This window comes from Bradyrhizobium sp. 164 (genome assembly GCF_023073715.1).
In the GTDB taxonomy this organism is placed as follows: Bacteria; Pseudomonadota; Alphaproteobacteria; order Rhizobiales; family Xanthobacteraceae; genus Bradyrhizobium.
On the sequence record NZ_JADPKA010000083.1, the window covers coordinates 112,029 to 130,155 of the forward strand.

Here is an 18,127-nt window from a genome sequence, read left to right on the forward strand (position 1 = left end):
GCCCGCCGCGCACGTGGAAAACCCTGTCCATCGCCCCATATAGGGACTAATCCCTGTTAAGAAGGCTCCCTTCCACCACCCCGCGGTGCGATCGTGGGGCCAATGATTCGCATGACCGAGCCGAGCAAGATCACCAACGTTCCCGACCACCAGCCCGCAGCCGGCGGCATTGCCGCGCGTGCGCGGGCCTCCGTGGGTCCGAAATATCTGTCCGGGCTCAATCCGGAGCAGCGCGAGGCGGTCGAAACCCTGGACGGCCCGGTTCTGGTGCTGGCCGGTGCCGGCACCGGCAAGACGCGCGTCCTGACCACGCGCATCGCCCACATCCTGAGCCAGGGCCGCGCCCGCCCCGCCGAGATCCTGTCGGTGACCTTCACCAACAAGGCCGCGCGCGAGATGAAGCACCGGCTCGGCCAAATGCTGGGCCACGCGGTCGAGGGCATGCCGTGGCTCGGCACCTTCCACTCGATCGGCGGCCGCATCCTGCGCGTCCATGCCGAGCTGGCGCAGCTCAAGTCGAACTTCACCGTGCTCGACGTCGACGACCAGGTCCGGCTGCTCAAGCAGCTCCTGCAAGCCGAGAACATCGACGACAAGCGCTGGCCGGCGCGCATGCTCGCCGGGCTGATCGACGGTTGGAAGAACCGTGGCCTGATGCCGTCGCAGGTGCCCTCGGGCGAGGCCGCTGTCTTTGCCAACGGCAAAGGCGGCAAGCTCTATGCGAGCTACCAGGAGCGGCTGAAGATATTGAACGCCGCCGATTTCGGCGACCTGCTCTTGGAAAACATCCGCATCTTCCGCGAGCATCCGGACATCCTGCGGCAGTACCAGCAGCGCTTCAAATTCATCCTGGTCGACGAGTACCAAGACACCAACGTCGCGCAATATCTGTGGCTGCGGCTGCTGTCGCAGGCGCCGGCATCAACCAAAGCCGTCATTCCGGGGCGCGTCGAAGACGCGAACCCGGAATCTGGAGATGAGTCCTCAGCTCGAGATTCCGGGTCTGCGCCTTCGGCGCATCCCGGAATGACGGTGGCGGCTGCAGGCCCCACCAAAAACATCTGCTGCGTCGGCGACGACGACCAGTCGATCTATGGCTGGCGCGGCGCCGAGGTCGACAACATCCTGCGCTTCGAGCACGATTTTCCGGGCGCCAAGGTGATCCGCCTCGAGCGCAACTACCGCTCGACCGGCCACATCCTCGCCGCCGCCTCGCATTTGATCGCGCATAACGAAGGCCGACTCGGCAAGACGCTGCGCACCGAGGATCAGGACGGCGAAAAAGTCACGGTGACGGGCTCGTGGGATTCCGAAGAGGAAGCGCGCGGCATCGGCGAGGAGATCGAGCAGCTCCAGCGCCAGGGCGAGAAGCTGAACGAGATCGCAATCCTGGTGCGCGCCTCATACCAGATGCGCGAGTTCGAAGACCGCTTCGTCACGCTCGGCCTGCCCTATCGCGTCATCGGCGGGCCGCGCTTCTACGAGCGCGCCGAAATCCGCGACGCGCTGGCTTACTTGCGCGTCATCAATTCGCCGGCCGACGATCTCGCCTTCGAGCGCATCGTCAATACGCCCAAGCGCGGCCTTGGCGATGCCACCGTGCAGATGCTGCACGATCACGCCCGCAAGCGCCGCATCCCGCTGTTCGAAGCGGCCCGCGCGGTGGTCGAGACCGACGAGCTGAAGCCGAAGGCGCGCGGCTCGCTTCGTGATCTCATCACGCAGTTCGACCGCTGGCGCACCCAGCGCGAGGTCACCGCGCATACGGATCTTGCCCAGATCGTGCTCGACGAGAGCGGCTACACCGAGATGTGGCAGAAGGACCGTTCGGCCGATGCCGCGGGCCGGCTGGAGAACCTGAAAGAGCTGGTGCGCTCGATGGAGGAGTTCGAGAACCTGCAAGGATTCCTCGAGCATATCTCGCTGGTGATGGACCGCGACGGCGGCGCCGAGGACGACGCCGTGTCGCTGATGACGCTGCATTCGGCCAAAGGGCTCGAATTTGACAACGTCTTCCTGCCGGGCTGGGAGGAAGGCCTGTTCCCGAGCCAGCGCACGCTGGACGAACAGGGCCGCGCCGGCCTCGAGGAAGAACGCCGGCTCGGCCATGTCGGCCTGACCCGCGCCCGCCGCCGTGCCATGATCTATTTTGCAACCAACCGGCGCATCCATGGCACCTGGTCGACCACGATCCCGTCGCGCTTCCTCGACGAACTGCCGGCGGCCAATGTCGAGATTACAGAATCCAAGGGCGGCTCGGCCTGGGGCGGCACCGGCGGCTATGGCGCCTCGCGCTTCGACGACATGGAGGCGTTCGGCTCCAGCTATTCGACGCCGGGCTGGCAGCGGGCGCAGGCCAACCGCAACCGCGGCGGTCAAGGTCGCAATGGCGGTGGCCGCGGCGGTTTCGAGGAAGAGACCGCCTCGTTCTCGTCTTCCTCCTCGCCCGATTTCGGCAGCTTCTCCTCGCGCCGCCGCGGGCCCCTGACCATCGAGGGCGAGCTGGTCGCCAAATCCACCGGCACGACGTCCGAATTCTCGCTGGAAGACCGCGTCTTCCACCAGAAATTCGGCTACGGCCGCGTCACCAAGATCGACGGCAACAAGCTCACGATCGCCTTCGACAAGGCCGGCGAGAAGAAGGTCGTGGACAGCTTTGTGCAGCGGGCGTGAGCGCCCGTCCCTGTTGCAGCGGTGTTACGCCGCCGCGTTTCTTCCGCTCGCCCCTTGACCATCACGAACTTCCCCGTATCAGATGAAGCCCATGGTCCGGGGCTCCATCACATTGATCGTGCTTGCATTGGGAATGCCGCCGCTCGCAGCGGCGGAGACCATGAGCTTTGGCGATGCGATCGGCAAGCTGGCGGCGAGTTGCGGCGCGGAAATCGTCGCCAATTGCCGCGGCGTCAATCCGGACTCGACCCGCCTGAAGGAGTGCCTGTCGCGCAACCGCGACGTGCTGTCGCCGCAGTGCCAGAGCGACTATCTCGGCGTCTTCGACGCCATCCAGAAACGCGTTTCGGCGCGCGTCACGGTGGCGAACGCCTGCCAGCGCGAGATCGTCAAGGTCTGCGGCGGCTCGACCAGGGAGACCAGCAAGTCGATCCCCTGCCTGGTCTCGACCCCCAAGGGCATCAGCAACAATTGTCTGAAGGCCATCGACGACGCGGGGTATCGCTGATGCGCGCGAAGGGGCTCTCCACCGCCGGACTAGGCATCGCGCTGAGTTTCGTCCTGCTCGCGAGCGCGGCCGGCGCGCAGACGGCGGCACCGACCCGCGACGACATCGTCGGCAAGCTCAACCATTTCGAGGAAGCCGCCGAGGTCGATCTTCCCGCGCTGAAGCAGCAGGTGATGGAGCGCGCCAAGGCCAGGATCAAGAATGATCCCGGTCCGGTGAACCGGCCGTTGATCGCGCCCGATCTTGCCAAGCTGCCCGCCTTCAACGCACAGATTCAGTTCGACGCCGACACGCCGATCATCCAGCCGGCGTCTTACCAGACGGTGGGCCGCATCGCGGACGCATTGGTGCATTCCTCGCTGCTCCCCTACACGTTCCTGATCGTCGGCCATGTCGAGTCCAATTCGAAGACGCGCGAGGCCAACGCGATCCTGAGCCAGCGCCGGGCAGATGCGATCCGCGACGTGCTGGTGAACACGTTCAAGATCTCGACCAAACGGCTGCATCCGATCGGCCTCGGCGAAGAGCAGTTTCTCGACCGGGCCAAGCCGACGTCCGCCGTCAACGGCCAGTTGCAGATCCTGACCTATGCCAAGTTGCCGGAAGAGCCTGCGCACCCTGCTGCGGCACCTGCGCCTGCGGCGAAAAAGCCCGCCAAGAAGCGCTGAGCGCGTGCATCCCAGCGTCCGACGGAACCCTTTGAAGTTTTGACCATTTTGTGACCTGTCTCACAGCGCAACAGCACGGTTTCGCGCGACAATAGGGCCGGTTTGTGACCGCCCGGTCAGGTGCTATAGGCTTTTTTCGTCCTTCCCCGACCCTGTGCTGAACGAGAGCGAGATGGCTGGCTATTTTCAACGCCAACTGGCCGACTACGTCGAATATCATCGCGATCCCTGGAACTGCGCGATGCACGTGGTCGGCATCCTGCTGCTGTTCACCGGCGCCGTGCTGCCGCTGACCCTCGTGCATGTCTCCGTCTTCGGGATCGAGGTCAGCTTGGCGGTGATCATGGCGCTGCCCGTGCTGGTCTACTGGCTGATGCTGGACGCCGGGATCGGGTTCGCCATCCTGGTCTCGATGATCGTGCTGCTTTCAGTCGCAACCGCAATCGGCAATCAGGTCTCGGTCGCCATGATGTGGTCGATTTTTGCCGTGCTGATCGGCATTGGCGTCGCAGCGCAGATTGTCGGTCACAAGGTTTTCGAGGAACGGCAGCCGTCGATGGTCGATCACCCCACGCATTTCCTGCTTGGACCGATGTTTGTCATGGCGAAATTATTCATTGCATTGGGCTTCCGTCGCGACCTTGCCGCGATTCTGGCGCCTCTTCCGGCCAATTCCCTTTCGACCCGATAACTTCCAGAAGCGAAACAGCAAACCGTCTTCATGGCTCTCGTACTGGTTACCGGTGGCAGCGGCTTCATCGGACATCATCTCGTAGAAGCGCTCCGCGCCCGCGGGCAGCAGGTGCGTGTCCTCGATGTCCGGCCGACGGCCGCGGCGCACGCGGACGTTGAATATGCCCATGGCTCGGTGCTCGACCGCGATGCGGTCGATGCCGCGCTGACCGGCGTCGATCAGGTCTATCACCTCGCCGGCCTTCCCGGCATGTGGGTCGCCAACAAGCAGGACTTTCATGAGGTCAATTGCCGCGGCACAGAAATCGTGCTCGCGGCCGCGATGAAGCGCAGCGTGTCGCGCTTCCTGCACTGCTCGACCGAATCGATCCTGTTCCCCTATTCCGACCTCAACGGTGTTCCCGCCGAAGAGGCTCTGCAGCCTGCCGAAGCGATGCCCGGCGCCTATACGCGCTCGAAGTCGCTCGCCGAGCATTGCGCCGCAAAGGCCGCAGCAAGTGGCTTTCCGCTCGTGATCGGCACGCCGACCATGCCGATCGGTGCCGCCGACCACAATCTGACGCCGCCGACGGCGATGCTGTGGTACTTCCTCCAGAAGAAGGTGCAGCCGCATCTCAACTTCCTGGTCAACCTCGTCGACGTCCGCGACGTCGCCATGGGCCTCGTGCTGAGCATGGAACGCGGCCGGGTTGGCCAGCGCTACATTCTGGGCGGCGACTGCGTCCCGCTCGGCAACATCCTGCGGATGATGTCGGCGATGAGCGGCCGACGGCAGTTTCCAATCATCGTGCCCGGCAGGATCGCCGAGCTCTCCGCGATCATGCTCGAATACATCGCCGATCGCATCACGCGCCGGCCGCCCAACGGCACTGCCGAGGGCGTGCGCATTGCGCTGGCCGCGAGCGACCTCTCGATCGGCAAGGCGCGCACCGAACTCGGCTATTCGCCGCGTCCGATCGAGCCTGTGCTGCGCGAAACCATCACCCATCTTCTCGCCCGCAACGGTCAGTCGGCCTCCGGCTCGCTCGAGCATCACGCGCTCTCCTCGCGCGCGAGCTGAGCTCTCGGCCCAACGCAAAGAACCTTCATGTCCTTCGATTTCAGCAAGCTTCTCTCTGTCGCCTGGGGTGGTTGGACCACGACCTGGCCGACGCAACTGCTCGCCCTGATCTGGCTCGCCTGGCTCGTAAGCTGGGTCGGCGCCTCGTTCTGGCAGGGCCGCACCCAGAAGCAGGTGATGACGCTGGAATCCGGCCGCTATCGGATCCCGATCCTGGTCGGCGGCATCCTGTTCACGCCCTGGACGGCCGAAGTGCTGAACGAGAAGCCGCTCTGGGTGTTCAGCAACACCGGCGTCTACATCACGGCCCTGATCGTGCTCGCCGGCATCTCCTTCACCTGGTGGGGGCGGCTGCATCTCGGCAAGTTCTGGTCCAACACCATCACCCATAAGGAAGATCATCGCGTCGTCGACACCGGCCCCTACGGCATCGTGCGCCACCCGATCTACACCGGCCTGATCGCGGGCATGCTGGCGACCGGCATCGCGGTCGGCACCGTCACCGCAATCCTCGGCGCCATCCTGATCTCGCTCGGCATGTGGCAGAAGGGCCGGATGGAAGAGGTGTTCCTGTCGAAGGAACTGGGCGAAGACGCCTATGGCGCCTATTGCCGCCGCGTGCCGATGATTATTCCGTTCCTGTCGCCGCGGTGACGTAACCAGCCGCCATATCCGCCGTTGTCATCCTGGCGAAAGCTTGGCTTTCGCCAGGACGACGCTGGGGAAGCAGTGCGTGGGACCGCATCAACCCTGCCTGTTATGAGGAACCACCGCTCCCTGCGCCCGTTACCCACGACGCCTGCAACTAGCCGCAGAGCATCGCCATGTCTGATGCCTACGATTATTTTCGCGAGCACGCGATTGCCGCCGTCCGTAAGGCGCGGGCGTTGCCGCCCGGGCGGCCGAAGCGAAAGCAGCGCACGGTGGCGCGGGTCTATCACCTCCTGTCCAAGGAGGCCGCGCTTGCGCCGAACATCCATCATCTCGATGATTTTCGCGCGGTACGGCGGCTCGAGCGGCAGATCGGCCGCTGATCTCCCCGCACAGCCCGTCGGCGCTCGTCCCATGCAAATTCGATCGGCTGCCATTCCAATGGAATAGACCCTGACGACGCACCGCACAGGTTGACGTCCGAGCCGCCAGCCAGTTGGATGCGCGCGCAAACAGGGGCTTCTCATGACGTTTTCAGGCATCTTTGCGCAGTTCGTTGCGCTCCTCGGCGGCATCGCGCTGCAATGGCGGAAGCTATCGGGCACCGAGCCCGCACCCGCCTGGGGAGAGAAGCCAGCGATCCCCGAGGCCAAGCCGCAAGGCACGATCCCGACGCTCAAGATGCCGACCGCGCGCGGCTGGAGCGCGGGCCAGAAGCCGTCCGTCGCGCCCGGGCTCCAGGTCAATGCGTTTGCGACCGGCCTCGATCATCCGCGCTGGATCGAGGTGCTGCCCAATGGCGATGTGCTGATCGCGGAAGCGACGCAGATCGCCAGCCCTCCGCGCACCGTGTTTCACTACGCGATGCAAGCGACGATGCGGCGCGCCGCCGCGCTCGGCGTTTCCGCCAACCGCATCACGCTGCTGCGCGACAGGGACGGTGACGGCGTTGCGGAGGTTCGCGGCGCCTTCATGGAAAACCTCCGCCAGCCGTTCGGCATGGCGCTGGTCGGCGACACCTTCTATGTCGGCAACACCGACGGCGTGATGGCGTTTCCCTATGTCGCGGGCGCCGATCGCATCACTGCGCCGGGCAAAAGGCTCACCAATTTCAAGCCGGGCGGCCACTGGACCCGTAGCCTGCTTGCGAGCCCCGACGGCAAGAAGCTCTATGCCGGCGTCGGCTCGCTCAGCAACATCGCCGAGATGGGGATGGAGGTCGAACAAGGCCGCGCCGCGATCTATGAGCTCGACCTCGCCGCCGGCGCGCATCGCATTTTTGCTGCCGGCCTGCGCAATCCGGTTGGCCTGGCTTGGGAGCCCACGACGGGCGTGCTCTGGACTGTCGTCAACGAGCGCGATGGGCTCGGCGACGAGACACCGCCGGACTATCTGACCTCGGTGCGCGACGGCGGTTTCTATGGCTGGCCCTATTGCTACTGGGGCAAGACGGTGGACGACCGCGTGCCGCAGGATCCGGCGATGGTCGCCAAGGCGCTTCAACCGGACTATGCGCTCGGCGGCCACACCGCTTCGCTCGGCCTGTGCTGGATGCCCGCGGGCACCCTGCCCGGCTTCCCGGACGGCATGGTGATCGGTCAGCACGGCTCGTGGAATCGCAGCAAGCTGTCCGGCTACAAGGTGGTGTTCATCCCGTTCGAGAACGGTCGTCCCTCCGGCCCCGCGCGCGACATCCTCTCGGGCTTCCTCGCGCCCGATGAGAAGGAATCCTACGGCCGCCCGGTCGGCGTCGCGATCGGCCCCGACAAGTCGCTATTGATGGCCGACGACGTCGGCAACGTGATCTGGCGCGTGACGGGCGCTTAGAGGATCACGTCCCAACGCAGAGCGTAGCGCGCTGCTTGCGCAGCAGCGCGATCACCGACAGCGCCGTGATCAACCCCGTCTTGGGATTTTCGGACGGGATGTTCTCGATTCCCATCGAGAAGCGTGCGGAATCTGCCTCAACCTCGATGCGGTGAACGTTGCGCGTCACGGTCGGGTCGGCCCAGATCTGCACTTGGGTGCGATCCGGCCCGACGCCGGCAAGCGACAGCGCGACCGCGACGTTGAGATTGGCCGGGAAACCCTTTGCGGCCTCGCGCGCGGTGCCTTCGAATAGCTTGAGCGGCTCGCGCAGCTTGTCGATATCGATGCTGTTCTCGAGGATGAACGGCGCGCCCTTCAAGCCGTCGATCGGCTTGCGCGTCACCATCTTCACCGAATGAATGGTGCCGATTGCGGCCGCGTTGACGGCGTCGAGCCCGATCAGCGCGCCGGTCGGCACGATGATGCGGCCGCCATTGGCGCGGGCGACATCGACGAGATCGAAATTGTCGAGCAGCCCGCCGACGCTGACCACGAGCGCGGCCTTGCCGCGCCTGACCGCGGGCTCGACGATCTCGCGCAGATGCCGGCTCGGTGCACATTCCACCACGATGTCGGCGGCATCGCCGAGCTGATCAATCGATAGCACGGATGGTGCCCGCCGCAGGCCGCTGAGAAACGCCCGATGCTTGACGGGATCGCGCACCGCCACCGCCGACAATGTCAGTCCCTCGATGCCTTGATCCAACGCAGATGCGATCTTGGTGCCGATCGAGCCCAATCCCGCGATGGCAATCCGCAAATCGCTCGAAGCCTTATGTTCGGTCATCGCATCCCACTTTCTGGCTGGATTGATGTCATAGCGTATCGTTTTCTGTATAAGCCAGTGCGAATTGAGTTCGCCTTACCGATCCCCGGCATGGCGTGGACTGTGATCCGCCGCCGCAATCCCACTGATACGGAGTATTCTCATGCGCACCCATTCGATCGCAGCCATTCCCGCCGACGGGATCGGTCCCGAGGTCATCTCGGCCGGAATCCGCGTGCTGGAGGCTCTGGCAAAACGCAGCGGCGACCTCGCCTTCAACGTCAAAACGTTCGACTGGGGCTCGGACTATTACAAGAAGCACGGCGTGATGATGCCGGCCGATGGGCTCACCGAGCTGAAAAAATTCGATGCGATCTATTTCGGCGCGGTCGGTGCGCCTGACGTGCCTGACCACATCACGCTGTGGGGGCTGCGCCTGCCGATCTGCCAGGGCTTTGACCAATACGCCAACGTGCGGCCGACAAAAATCCTGCCGGGCGTCGCCTCGCCGCTGCGCAATGTCGGCGTCGGCGATCTCGACTGGGTGATCGTGCGCGAGAATTCGGAAGGCGAATATGCCGGCATGGGCGGCCGCGCCCACAAGGACCTGCCGGAAGAGGTCGGCACCGAAGTCGCGGTCTTCACCCGCGTCGGCGTTACCCGGATCATGCGCTATGCGTTTGAGCTCGCGCGATCGCGTCCGCGCAAGCTGCTCACGGTCGTGACCAAGTCGAACGCGCAGCGCCATGGCATGGTGATGTGGGACGAGATCGCGGCCGAGGTCGCCGCTGATTTTCCCGACGTCAGCTGGGACAAGATGCTGGTCGATGCCATGACGGTGCGCATGACGCTGCATCCGAAGAGCCTCGACACGATCGCGGCGACCAATCTCCATGCCGACATCCTCTCGGATCTCGCCGGCGCACTGGCGGGCAGCCTCGGCGTGGCGCCGACCGGCAACATCGATCCGCAGCGCCGCTTCCCCTCGATGTTCGAGCCGATCCACGGCTCGGCCTTCGACATCACCGGCAAGGGCATCGCCAATCCGGTCGCAACGTTCTGGACCGGCGCGCAGATGCTCGAGCATCTCGGCGAGAAGGATGCGGCGAGCCGACTGATGGCCGCCGTCGAGCGCGTCTGCGCAGCCGGCGTGCTGACACCCGATGTCGGCGGCAAGGCGACGACGAAGGAAGTGACGGATGCCGTGATCGACGCGATCCACGGGTCGAACGTCTGATCGCCACTCTCCGTGATGGCCGAGCTTGTCCCCGGCCATCCACGACCTTTTCGTGCGGCACCAAGAACGTGGATGCCCGGGACGAGCCCGGGCGTGACGAATTTGCGGAACAGCCGGACGCTCAATGAATGCTGCTTTCGCAGCGATGATGCGCTCTACCTCCGCCCCGCGGGAGCCGCCGGCGGCGTCGCCATCGCGGCGGCCGGCGCCGGAGGGGTGAGGTGGCGCGGAACGATGATGGTCTGGCCCGGGACGAGCTGCGCGTTCTCCGGCAATGAATTGCTCTGCGCGAGCGACCACAGCGGCACGCGGTTGGCAGCGGCGATGCTCTCCATGGTGTCGCCCCGACGAACCGGCAGCCGAACTCCGCTATCCCACAACTCGACCAGTGCATCGCCGGGCACGAGATAGCGCAGCGGCACGGCATCAGCCTGGGCCTGCGGTGGGATGCGCGGCAACTGCGTCACCATCTCGACGATCTGGCGATGGATGTCGTCGGACTTCTCGATGTTGATGTGCGAGACGCGCGCGTTTTCCTTCAGATCATAGCTCGCGTAATGACCGCGAAAACCGGGCACCGCCACGACATCGCCGCCCCCCAGCACGCTGTCGGACAGGAAGATGTTGATGAAGCGCTCGACATTGAGCGGGACGTCGCCGGTCGCATGCGCGGGATCGATGGCGATGACGAGGCTGATCGGGACGTTCTCCTTCGCCGCCATTTCGGAGATGACGATCGAGCACAGCCCGCCCATGGAATGGCCGACCAGCACGATCGGTGCCGCCTTCTCCTTGTAGCTGGCGATGACACGGTTGCCGATCAGCCGGCACAGGGTGAATTCATAGACATCGGCCGAGAAGCCGGCCTGGGTCAGTTTCTCGCCGAGCCGGTCCATGCCGGTCGAGAAGATCGGGCCCATGGCACCACGGAACAGGTAGACCCTCGGCGGCGGCAATGGCTCGAACGGGGGCGGCGGCGGCGCGGCGGGGACGGCCGCGGTGGCCTTGGACTTGGCCGGTGAGGTCGCGGCCACGCCGCTGCTCATGGCGAGCAGCGCAACCGCGGCCAGCGCGACTAGTCGCCTCAAACGAATCATCAGTCCACCAGTCCCACCACGGAAGGCAACGGCCTTCCCTGCCGGGCTTAGTGACCACCGATTGGGTGGATTTTGGGGCACGGAACCGGCTGCGGCCCCTCGCAAATCCATCGAGCTGCCGCGTATCCGCGGGAGATGACAGGCTTTGCGACGATCGGCCTCAGGCCGGCGTCGCGAGAGCTAAAGCGGCAGAATCCGGTTCAATAGGTCGAGCAGCGTGCGCTGCTCCGCGTCGCTGAGCGGCGCCAGCATCCTTTCATTGTAGGGCTGCGTCAGCCTTGCCCCCTCCTGAATGAGCTTTGCGCCCTTTGGCGTCAGCATGAACTCGACGGCGCGGCGATCCGACTTCGAGCGGTTGCGCTTGATGAAGCCGGATGACTCGAGCTCGTTCAGGATCTTGATCAAGTTCGGCAGACGCAGGCGGAGCAGGCTGGCAAGGCTGCTGGGGGGAACGCCGGGATTGTCGCGAATGACGACGAAGATCGCATAGGTCGCGGGCGTCAGGCCCAACGCGGCGAACTCCTCGTAGAAGCCTTCGAAGAACTTCAGCTGCGCCAGGCGCAGCATGAAGCCGGGTGTCCGCTGCAGCGCCCGCAGATCCAGCGATGTCTCCAAGTCGACCTCCACTTGGGATCTGCTGAAGGTCGTCGCCACGATCAAGGCGAGGACGCGTTCCGCTCCGAGAGCGACGGTCAGTGCCCGCTGGCGAAGCAATAGCGGTTGGGAGCTGACCATGAGCGGCATTGCATCGAGTCCGGTCGACCCGTTTGCGCCCGATTTCCTGATCGACCCCTATCCCGCCTATGAGGCGTTGCGCGCGCTCGGGCCTGCGTTCGCACTGGAGCGTTACGGCGTGTGGGCCATGGCAGGCTGTGCCGAGGTCGAACCAGCCCTGAAGGACTGGAAGACGTTCATCAGTGGCGAGGGCGTCGGGCTCCACGGCATGAACCCGGCACTCCCGAAGCCGCTGACGCTCCAGATCGATCCTCCCGACCACGACAAAGGCCGGCGGGTTCTCGGCCGTACGCTGTCTCCGGGTCTCGCAAGAAAGCTGCGCGAGACGTTTCAGCGTGAAGCAGAGAAGAAGGTGTCGGAGCTTATCGACAAAGGCACATTCGATGCCGTAACCGATCTCGCCGAAGCCTATCCCATGAAGGTGTTTCCGGATGCGATCGGCATCAGGCCGGATGGCCGTGACAAGCTGCTGGCCTGGAGCACGTTCGTGTTCGACAGCTTTGGCCCTGACAACGAGATGCTGGCCGCATCGCGGAAGGAAGGTCTCGCCGCCCAAAGCTGGATCATGGAATGCTGCGCGCGAGATGCGCTACGGCCCGACGGGCTCGGCATGATGATCTACCAAGCGGCCGACGAGGGCGAGATCAGCGAGCACGAGGCAACGCATTTGGTGCGGCCGTTCCTTACCGCGGGGATCGACACCACCGTCAACGGAATCGGCAACACCCTGCTTGCGCTAGCCACCCATCCGGATGAATATCGCAAGCTGCATCACAAACCGGAGTTGGCGCGCAATGCTTTCGAGGAAGGACTGCGCTACGATTCACCGGTGCAGACGTTCTTCCGCACCACCTCGCGCGATGTCGAGATTGGCGGCGGCGTGATCCCGGCGCATCGCAAGGTGCTGCTGTTCATGGCTTCCGCTAACCGCGATCCCGCACGCTGGGACAGAGCCGACCGCTTCGACGTCGAGCGGGTTGCGACGGGCCATGTCGGCTTCGGCGCCGGCATCCACGCCTGCGTCGGCCAGATGATCGCGCGCCTGGAAGGCGAATTGATCTTCAGCGAGCTCGCAAGGCGCGTGAAGACCATCGAGCTCACGGCAGAGCCGAGGCGCAGGCTCAACAATTCGCTGCGCGGCCTTGCGAGCATGCCGGTGCGGGTGATGGCGGCCTAGTTCCTGGCCGGAGCCGCTGCGGCCGCCGAGCGCGCTGACCGCGGCACACCGGGCTCCGCGACCGGCACAGCCGGGGCGCGCGAGCGCATGATCGCGGCGTTGATTTCCGCGATGACGCGGCGCTGGATCGCCTCGTTCTTGTCGATCGAGATGTGGCCAACACCGGTGCCGCGAACATCGACATTGTCAAGCTTGCCCCGCAGGCCAGCCGCGGCCCGCACCGGCTCGCCGGGACCATCGCCGATATAGATGTTGATGTAGCGCTCGGCGCCGGTCGAGAGCTTGGTCTTGAACACGGAGTCGAGGCCTATCGCGAGCTTCACGGGAACGCCGAGCTGGTTCAGCTTGGCGATCATGTCCGGCAGCGCGGTCGCGCCCGAGGAATGGCCGACCAGGATGATGGTCTTGAGGCGGCCGGCCTTGTAGGCGGTCGCCGCTTCATCGGCGAGCGAGGACCACGAGACGAAGTTGGCGACGGTCACCGGGATGCCCTGCGCCTGGAGCCGGGCGCCAATCGTGTCGAGCCCGAGCGAGAAGATGTTGAGCACGCCACGAAGCAGGTAGACATGCGTGGTCGCTGCCGCTGCCTGGCTCGGCGCGGCCTTGGCGCCGGTCGGGCTTATGGCAACAGCTGACAGCAGAAGCAGGCCCATCGCCCACATGCGGAGGGCGGGCAACTGGCTGGCGCCGGCGGTGTGACGGCCGTTCGGTCTCATCGATGTTTTCCCTGGGGACAATACGCTTCGCGATTGGTCGGAATCGTAGCCACGGCCCGCTCGCAGACGCAACAAAGAGCCGCGTGAGCGACAATCTTAGCCGCGCTCCGTGACCATCGCGCAACACTTGGCTGAAACCTGCCACTGAAGGGCCTGTTTTGAGACCATTTTTCTCTGAGCAATTGCGACCCGGCAACGGCGTTCCTATCTCATGGCTCCGCTGACCCGCCCTCCCGGGACGGGTTCCAGCCTCCCTCCCCAGCCTTTGCCCCTCAGCCTTGCGGCCATCATGTCCTCTATCATTTCCGTCGCCAATCTGTCGAAAACCTATGGGTCCGGCTTCAAGGCGCTCAAGAACGTCAGTCTCGACATCAAGCGTGGCGAGATCTTTGCGCTGCTCGGCCCCAACGGCGCCGGCAAGACCACGCTGATCTCCATCATCTGCGGCATCGCCAACCCGAGCGAGGGCCGCGTCCTCGTCGCCGGCGAGGACATCCAGACCTCCTACCGCAAGGCGCGCTCTCTAATCGGCCTGGTGCCACAGGAGCTGCACACCGATGCCTTCGAGAGCGTGTGGGCGACCGTGAGCTTCTCCCGCGGCCTGTTCGGCAAGCCGAAGAATCCTGATCACATCGAGAAGGTCCTCAAGGACCTCTCGCTATGGGACAAGAAGGACAACAAGATCATCACGCTCTCCGGCGGCATGAAGCGCCGCGTGATGATCGCAAAAGCACTGTCGCACGAGCCGCAGATCCTGTTCCTGGACGAGCCCACCGCCGGCGTCGACGTCGAGCTGCGCAAGGGCATGTGGGAGGTCGTGCGCGGCCTTCAGCAGTCCGGCGTCACCATCATCCTCACCACGCACTACATCGAGGAAGCCGAGGAGATGGCCGACCGCATCGGCGTCATCAACAAGGGCGAGATCGTGCTGGTCGAGGACAAGACGACCTTGATGCAGAAGCTCGGCAAGAAGCGGCTGACGCTGCATTTGCAGGGCAAGCTCGACGCGCTGCCGCAGAGCCTCAGCCATTATAAGCTCGACCTGTGCGATTCCGGCGCCACGCTGGTCTACGACTACGACACCAAGGGTGATCGCACCGGCATCACCAGCCTGCTCAGCGACCTCCGCACCGCCGGCATCCGTTTCAACGATCTCGACACGACGCAATCGTCGCTCGAGGACATCTTCGTCGATCTCGTGAGGACGTCATGAATCACCGCGCCATCCGCGCCATCTACCTGTTCGAAATGGCGCGCACCTGGCGCACGCTGCTGCAAAGCATCGTCTCGCCGGTGGTCTCGACCTCGCTCTATTTCGTGGTGTTCGGCGCCGCGATCGGCTCGCGCATCAGTCAGGTCGAGGGCGTCAGCTACGGTACCTTCATCGTGCCGGGCCTGATCATGCTCTCGGTGCTGACGCAGAGCATCGCGAATGCCTCATTTGGCATTTACTTCCCGAAATTTACCGGAACGATCTACGAAATCCTGTCGGCGCCGATCTCCTATTTCGAGATCGTGCTCGGCTATGTCGGCGCCGCCGCGACCAAGTCGATCATCCTCGGCCTGATCATCCTCGCCACCGCCGGGCTGTTCGTTCCATTGCATATTCACCATCCGGTCTGGATGCTGGCCTTCCTGGTGCTGACGGCGGTGACGTTCAGCCTGTTCGGCTTCATCATCGGCATCTGGGCCGACGGCTTCGAGAAGCTGCAGATGATCCCGATGCTGGTGGTGACGCCGCTGACCTTCCTCGGCGGCAGCTTCTATTCCATCGACATGCTGCCGGCCGGCTGGCGCACGGTGGCGCTGCTCAACCCAGTCGTCTATCTGATCTCGGGCTTCCGCTGGAGCTTCTACGAGATCGCGGATGTCAGCGTGTCCGTCAGCGTCGGCATGACGCTGGCATTCCTGGTGGCCTGCCTGATCGTGATCTGGTGGATTTTCCGCACGGGGTATCGGCTGAAGAATTGAGCCTGCCGTCATTCCGGGCGTGCGAAGCACGAGCCGGAATCCATCGTGCAGCAGAGTTGGTCGATGAATAGATTCCGGGTTCGCCACTGCGTGGCGCCCCCGAATGACGAGGTGGGGTACCAATTGCCCCTTTGCCGGCGTTGTGAATCCACGTCCGGCTCGCGAAAATGTCAGCGCTGCCGGGCGCCGTGCGGCACAAGACGGCCTTGCTTACATCAGGCATGACGTTAACGATGGACAGGCAGGCCACTGGAACCAACGCCGAATGACAGGCATAATGCACGCCGGGGACGGAGAGCCGCGGCGCCTAGCGTGAACAGGCCGGAGGCCGGAAGTCAGATGCGTACATTTTTGATTGCTTTCACATCCCTGATGCTTTTGAGCGCGGGCGCCGCGCACGCCAAGGTCGAGATCACCGTCGACAAGGACAACCAACAGATGACCGTCGCCGTCGACGGCGTCGCGCGCTATCACTGGCCGGTGTCGACCGGCATCCCCTCGCGCGAGACGCCGAACGGCGCGTTCCGCGCCTTCCGCATGGAAGAGGATCACTACTCCAAGGAATTCGACGACGCGCCGATGCCGCACGCGATCTTCTTCACCAAGGTGGGGCACGCCATCCACGGCACCGATTCGGTCGGCCGGCTCGGCTCGCCGGCTTCGCATGGCTGCGTGCGGCTGTCGCGTCAGAATGCCTCGACGCTCTATGCCTTGGTGCAGCAACAGGGCGTGCTCAACACCACGGTGACGTTGACCGGCTCGGCGCAGGTGGCGCTGGCGCGCAATCCGCGCGGCCGCAATCCCACCGCCGTCGCCCGCGCTCCACAGCCCGCCGAAGAACAATACAGTGCCGCAGGCGATCCCGTGAACTTGACGCCGCCGGCGCAGCCCGCCCGCCGCTACATGCCGCAGGACGACAATTACATCTATCCGGCCGACGGCAGCGACACCGGCGCACGCTATCCGGCGCCGCGCTCGGCCAGCCGCCCGCTCTATGACGCGCAGGTCTATCAGCAGCAGCAGCCGCGCCCCTATTACGACCAGGGCTATAGCCAGCAGGGCTACTCCTATCAGCCACAGCCCCGGCACGTTTATCAGCCGCGGGGCTATTATTATCAGAACTGACGCTCGCAACCATTTCCGCCAACCGCGCTCGGCGATCAGCACGACCAACAGATTGCCATTCGAGGCATCATGCCGCCACGTGCCACGACCATTCTGCCTGTGCTCTGGGCTTTGCTAGCGGGACCGGCGATGGGATTCGACCTCGAAGCGCATCGCGGCGGGCGGGCGCTGCTGCCGGAAAATACCCTGCCGGCCTTCGCCAACGCGCTGTCGATGGGCGTGGACACGCTCGAGCTCGACGTCGGCGTGACTGCCGACGGCGAAGTCGTCGTCTCGCATGAGCGCGGGCTCAATCCGGATCTCACGCGCGGCCCCGACGGGGCCTACATCACTCCGCCCGGCATGCCGTTCGTGAAACTGCGGCTCGACGAGGTCAGGACCTACGACGTCGGCCGGATCCGGCCGGATAGTGGGTACGCAAAGCAATTCCCCGATCAGCGCGCCTTACCGGGGACACGCATTCCCACCTTGAGCGAGCTGTTCGCGCTGGTGCGCAAGTCCGGCAACATGCGCGTGCGCTTCAACATCGAAACCAAGATCGATCCGAACCATCCGGACGAAACGCTCGACCCGCAGGCTTTCGTCACCAGGCTGCTCAGCCTGATCGAGGCCGAACAGTTTTCCGAGCGTGTCATGATCCAGTCGTTCGACTGGAGAACGTTGCTGCTCGTGCAGCAGCAAGCACCGAAAATACCAACCGTGTACCTCACGCTCCAGCGCGGGTCAGGCCAGACGGTGGCGCTCGACAAAGCCACCAACTGGACGGCGGGCTTCAGTCCTGCGGATCACGGCGGCTCGCTGCCGCGGACGATCAAGGCCGCCGGTGGCGCGGTCTGGTCGCCTTATTTCGGCGATGTGACCGGGGCGCTCATCTCGGAGGCCCGCGGACTTGGGTTGCGCGTCGTAGTGTGGACGGTCAACAAGCCCGACGACATGGCGCGGATGATCGAGCTCGGCGTCGATGGCATCATCTCCGACAGGCCGGACCTGTTGCGGCAGATCGCCGGCGAGAAGGGAATTGCGTTGCCGGCGGGGACGCCGGTGGCGCCGTAAGGTTTATCCGTCTTCATGGCCGGGCCTGTCCCGGCCATCCACGCGTTCCGTCGTCGTCCGAAGAACGTGGATGCCCGGCACAAGCCCGGGCATGACGACCTCTTGTGGATCTGCGCGCCATACCTTCG

18 protein-coding genes are annotated in these 18,127 nt (G+C 64.6%); 14 read left to right on the forward strand and 4 right to left on the reverse strand.

Going from position 1 to position 18,127, the window contains the following annotated elements:
- Window positions 1-102: 102 nt before the first annotated feature.
- The 8 genes from IVB01_RS25730 (at window position 103) to IVB01_RS25765 (ending at window position 8,080) form a co-directional block, all read left to right on the forward strand.
- Window positions 103-2,673, forward strand: a complete 2,571-nt coding sequence (locus IVB01_RS25730) for a UvrD-helicase domain-containing protein (protein WP_247278499.1) — start codon at window positions 103-105, stop codon at window positions 2,671-2,673.
- 91 nt (window positions 2,674-2,764) lie between these two features.
- Window positions 2,765-3,181, forward strand: a complete 417-nt coding sequence (locus IVB01_RS25735; RefSeq protein WP_247278498.1) for a hypothetical protein — start codon at window positions 2,765-2,767, stop codon at window positions 3,179-3,181.
- Complete coding sequence (locus tag IVB01_RS25740) at window positions 3,181-3,849, forward strand: OmpA family protein (RefSeq protein WP_247278497.1); 669 nt, start codon at window positions 3,181-3,183, stop codon at window positions 3,847-3,849. The genes IVB01_RS25735 and IVB01_RS25740 overlap by 1 nt, the downstream gene beginning before the upstream one ends.
- 172 nt (window positions 3,850-4,021) lie before the next feature.
- Complete coding sequence (locus IVB01_RS25745; protein WP_247278496.1) at window positions 4,022-4,540, forward strand: Mpo1-like protein; 519 nt, start codon at window positions 4,022-4,024, stop codon at window positions 4,538-4,540.
- Between the two features lie 30 nt (window positions 4,541-4,570).
- Window positions 4,571-5,602 (forward strand): NAD-dependent epimerase/dehydratase family protein, encoded by a 1,032-nt coding sequence (locus IVB01_RS25750; RefSeq protein ID WP_247278495.1) that lies wholly within the window; start codon window positions 4,571-4,573, stop codon window positions 5,600-5,602.
- A 27-nt stretch (window positions 5,603-5,629) separates the two neighbouring features.
- Window positions 5,630-6,256 carry an isoprenylcysteine carboxylmethyltransferase family protein gene (locus IVB01_RS25755; protein ID WP_247278494.1) on the forward strand — a complete coding sequence of 209 codons (627 nt, stop codon included), beginning with the start codon at window positions 5,630-5,632 and terminating at the stop codon, window positions 6,254-6,256.
- 170 nt (window positions 6,257-6,426) lie between these two features.
- Complete coding sequence (locus tag IVB01_RS25760; protein WP_247278493.1) at window positions 6,427-6,636, forward strand: hypothetical protein; 210 nt, start codon at window positions 6,427-6,429, stop codon at window positions 6,634-6,636.
- Between the two features lie 142 nt (window positions 6,637-6,778).
- Window positions 6,779-8,080, forward strand: a complete 1,302-nt coding sequence (locus tag IVB01_RS25765; RefSeq protein ID WP_247278492.1) for a sorbosone dehydrogenase family protein — start codon at window positions 6,779-6,781, stop codon at window positions 8,078-8,080.
- 4 nt (window positions 8,081-8,084) lie between these two features.
- Here the strand turns inward: IVB01_RS25765 and IVB01_RS25770 are convergent, their stop codons facing one another.
- The gene (locus IVB01_RS25770; RefSeq protein WP_247420289.1) at window positions 8,085-8,909 is read right to left on the reverse strand and encodes an aspartate dehydrogenase; all 825 of its coding nucleotides are present in this window, start codon (window positions 8,907-8,909) and stop codon (window positions 8,085-8,087) included.
- Window positions 8,910-9,051: 142 nt separating this feature from the next.
- Here IVB01_RS25770 and IVB01_RS25775 point away from each other — a divergent pair, with 142 nt between their 5' ends.
- Window positions 9,052-10,125, forward strand: a complete 1,074-nt coding sequence (locus tag IVB01_RS25775) for a tartrate dehydrogenase (RefSeq protein WP_247278491.1) — start codon at window positions 9,052-9,054, stop codon at window positions 10,123-10,125.
- Window positions 10,126-10,280: 155 nt separating this feature from the next.
- Here IVB01_RS25775 and IVB01_RS25780 read toward each other — a convergent pair whose 3' ends face one another.
- Complete coding sequence (locus IVB01_RS25780) at window positions 10,281-11,222, reverse strand: LysM peptidoglycan-binding domain-containing protein (protein ID WP_247278490.1); 942 nt, start codon at window positions 11,220-11,222, stop codon at window positions 10,281-10,283.
- Between the two features lie 180 nt (window positions 11,223-11,402).
- The gene (locus tag IVB01_RS25785; RefSeq protein ID WP_247278489.1) at window positions 11,403-11,837 is read right to left on the reverse strand and encodes a MarR family transcriptional regulator; all 435 of its coding nucleotides are present in this window, start codon (window positions 11,835-11,837) and stop codon (window positions 11,403-11,405) included.
- A gap of 118 nt (window positions 11,838-11,955) precedes the next feature.
- Between IVB01_RS25785 and IVB01_RS25790 the strand changes: the two genes are divergently transcribed.
- Window positions 11,956-13,134: a cytochrome P450 gene (locus IVB01_RS25790; RefSeq protein ID WP_247494980.1), complete on the forward strand. Its 1,179-nt coding sequence runs from the start codon at window positions 11,956-11,958 to the stop codon at window positions 13,132-13,134.
- Here the strand turns inward: IVB01_RS25790 and IVB01_RS25795 are convergent.
- Window positions 13,131-13,850, reverse strand: coding sequence for a hypothetical protein (locus tag IVB01_RS25795; RefSeq protein ID WP_247278488.1), 720 nt, complete (start codon window positions 13,848-13,850; stop codon window positions 13,131-13,133). The two genes, IVB01_RS25790 and IVB01_RS25795, sit on opposite strands and share 4 nt — an antisense overlap.
- 289 nt (window positions 13,851-14,139) lie before the next feature.
- On the opposite strand from IVB01_RS25795, the gene IVB01_RS25800 reads away from it, so the two are divergent.
- From IVB01_RS25800 to IVB01_RS25815, 4 genes are all read left to right on the forward strand, one after another.
- Complete coding sequence (locus IVB01_RS25800) at window positions 14,140-15,063, forward strand: ABC transporter ATP-binding protein (RefSeq protein ID WP_247278487.1); 924 nt, start codon at window positions 14,140-14,142, stop codon at window positions 15,061-15,063.
- The gene (locus IVB01_RS25805; RefSeq protein ID WP_247278486.1) at window positions 15,060-15,821 is read left to right on the forward strand and encodes an ABC transporter permease; all 762 of its coding nucleotides are present in this window, start codon (window positions 15,060-15,062) and stop codon (window positions 15,819-15,821) included. The genes IVB01_RS25800 and IVB01_RS25805 overlap by 4 nt, the downstream gene beginning before the upstream one ends.
- 339 nt (window positions 15,822-16,160) lie before the next feature.
- A complete protein-coding gene (locus IVB01_RS25810; protein ID WP_247278485.1) occupies window positions 16,161-16,946 on the forward strand; it encodes a L,D-transpeptidase in 786 nt (261 codons plus the stop codon).
- 69 nt (window positions 16,947-17,015) lie between these two features.
- Window positions 17,016-17,999, forward strand: coding sequence for a glycerophosphodiester phosphodiesterase (locus IVB01_RS25815; RefSeq protein WP_247278484.1), 984 nt, complete (start codon window positions 17,016-17,018; stop codon window positions 17,997-17,999).
- Window positions 18,000-18,127 lie beyond the last annotated feature (128 nt).

Bases quoted from the DNA above. Each gene is read 5' to 3' on its own strand.
- IVB01_RS25810 (WP_247278485.1), top strand. From the start codon at position 16,161: ATGCGTACATTTTTGATTGCTTTCACATCCCTGATGCTTTTGAGCGCG.
- IVB01_RS25730 (WP_247278499.1), top strand. From the start codon at position 103: ATGATTCGCATGACCGAGCCGAGCAAGATCACCAACGTTCCCGACCAC.
- IVB01_RS25755 (WP_247278494.1), top strand. From the start codon at position 5,630: ATGTCCTTCGATTTCAGCAAGCTTCTCTCTGTCGCCTGGGGTGGTTGG.
- IVB01_RS25770 (WP_247420289.1), bottom strand. From the start codon at position 8,909: ATGACCGAACATAAGGCTTCGAGCGATTTGCGGATTGCCATCGCGGGA.
- IVB01_RS25790 (WP_247494980.1), top strand. From the start codon at position 11,956: ATGAGCGGCATTGCATCGAGTCCGGTCGACCCGTTTGCGCCCGATTTC.
- IVB01_RS25740 (WP_247278497.1), top strand. From the start codon at position 3,181: ATGCGCGCGAAGGGGCTCTCCACCGCCGGACTAGGCATCGCGCTGAGT.
- IVB01_RS25760 (WP_247278493.1), top strand. From the start codon at position 6,427: ATGTCTGATGCCTACGATTATTTTCGCGAGCACGCGATTGCCGCCGTC.
- IVB01_RS25775 (WP_247278491.1), top strand. From the start codon at position 9,052: ATGCGCACCCATTCGATCGCAGCCATTCCCGCCGACGGGATCGGTCCC.
- IVB01_RS25745 (WP_247278496.1), top strand. From the start codon at position 4,022: ATGGCTGGCTATTTTCAACGCCAACTGGCCGACTACGTCGAATATCAT.
- IVB01_RS25750 (WP_247278495.1), top strand. From the start codon at position 4,571: ATGGCTCTCGTACTGGTTACCGGTGGCAGCGGCTTCATCGGACATCAT.
- IVB01_RS25805 (WP_247278486.1), top strand. From the start codon at position 15,060: ATGAATCACCGCGCCATCCGCGCCATCTACCTGTTCGAAATGGCGCGC.
- IVB01_RS25815 (WP_247278484.1), top strand. From the start codon at position 17,016: ATGCCGCCACGTGCCACGACCATTCTGCCTGTGCTCTGGGCTTTGCTA.
- IVB01_RS25800 (WP_247278487.1), top strand. From the start codon at position 14,140: ATGTCCTCTATCATTTCCGTCGCCAATCTGTCGAAAACCTATGGGTCC.
- IVB01_RS25780 (WP_247278490.1), bottom strand. From the start codon at position 11,222: ATGATTCGTTTGAGGCGACTAGTCGCGCTGGCCGCGGTTGCGCTGCTC.
- IVB01_RS25765 (WP_247278492.1), top strand. From the start codon at position 6,779: ATGACGTTTTCAGGCATCTTTGCGCAGTTCGTTGCGCTCCTCGGCGGC.
- IVB01_RS25795 (WP_247278488.1), bottom strand. From the start codon at position 13,850: ATGAGACCGAACGGCCGTCACACCGCCGGCGCCAGCCAGTTGCCCGCC.
- IVB01_RS25735 (WP_247278498.1), top strand. From the start codon at position 2,765: ATGGTCCGGGGCTCCATCACATTGATCGTGCTTGCATTGGGAATGCCG.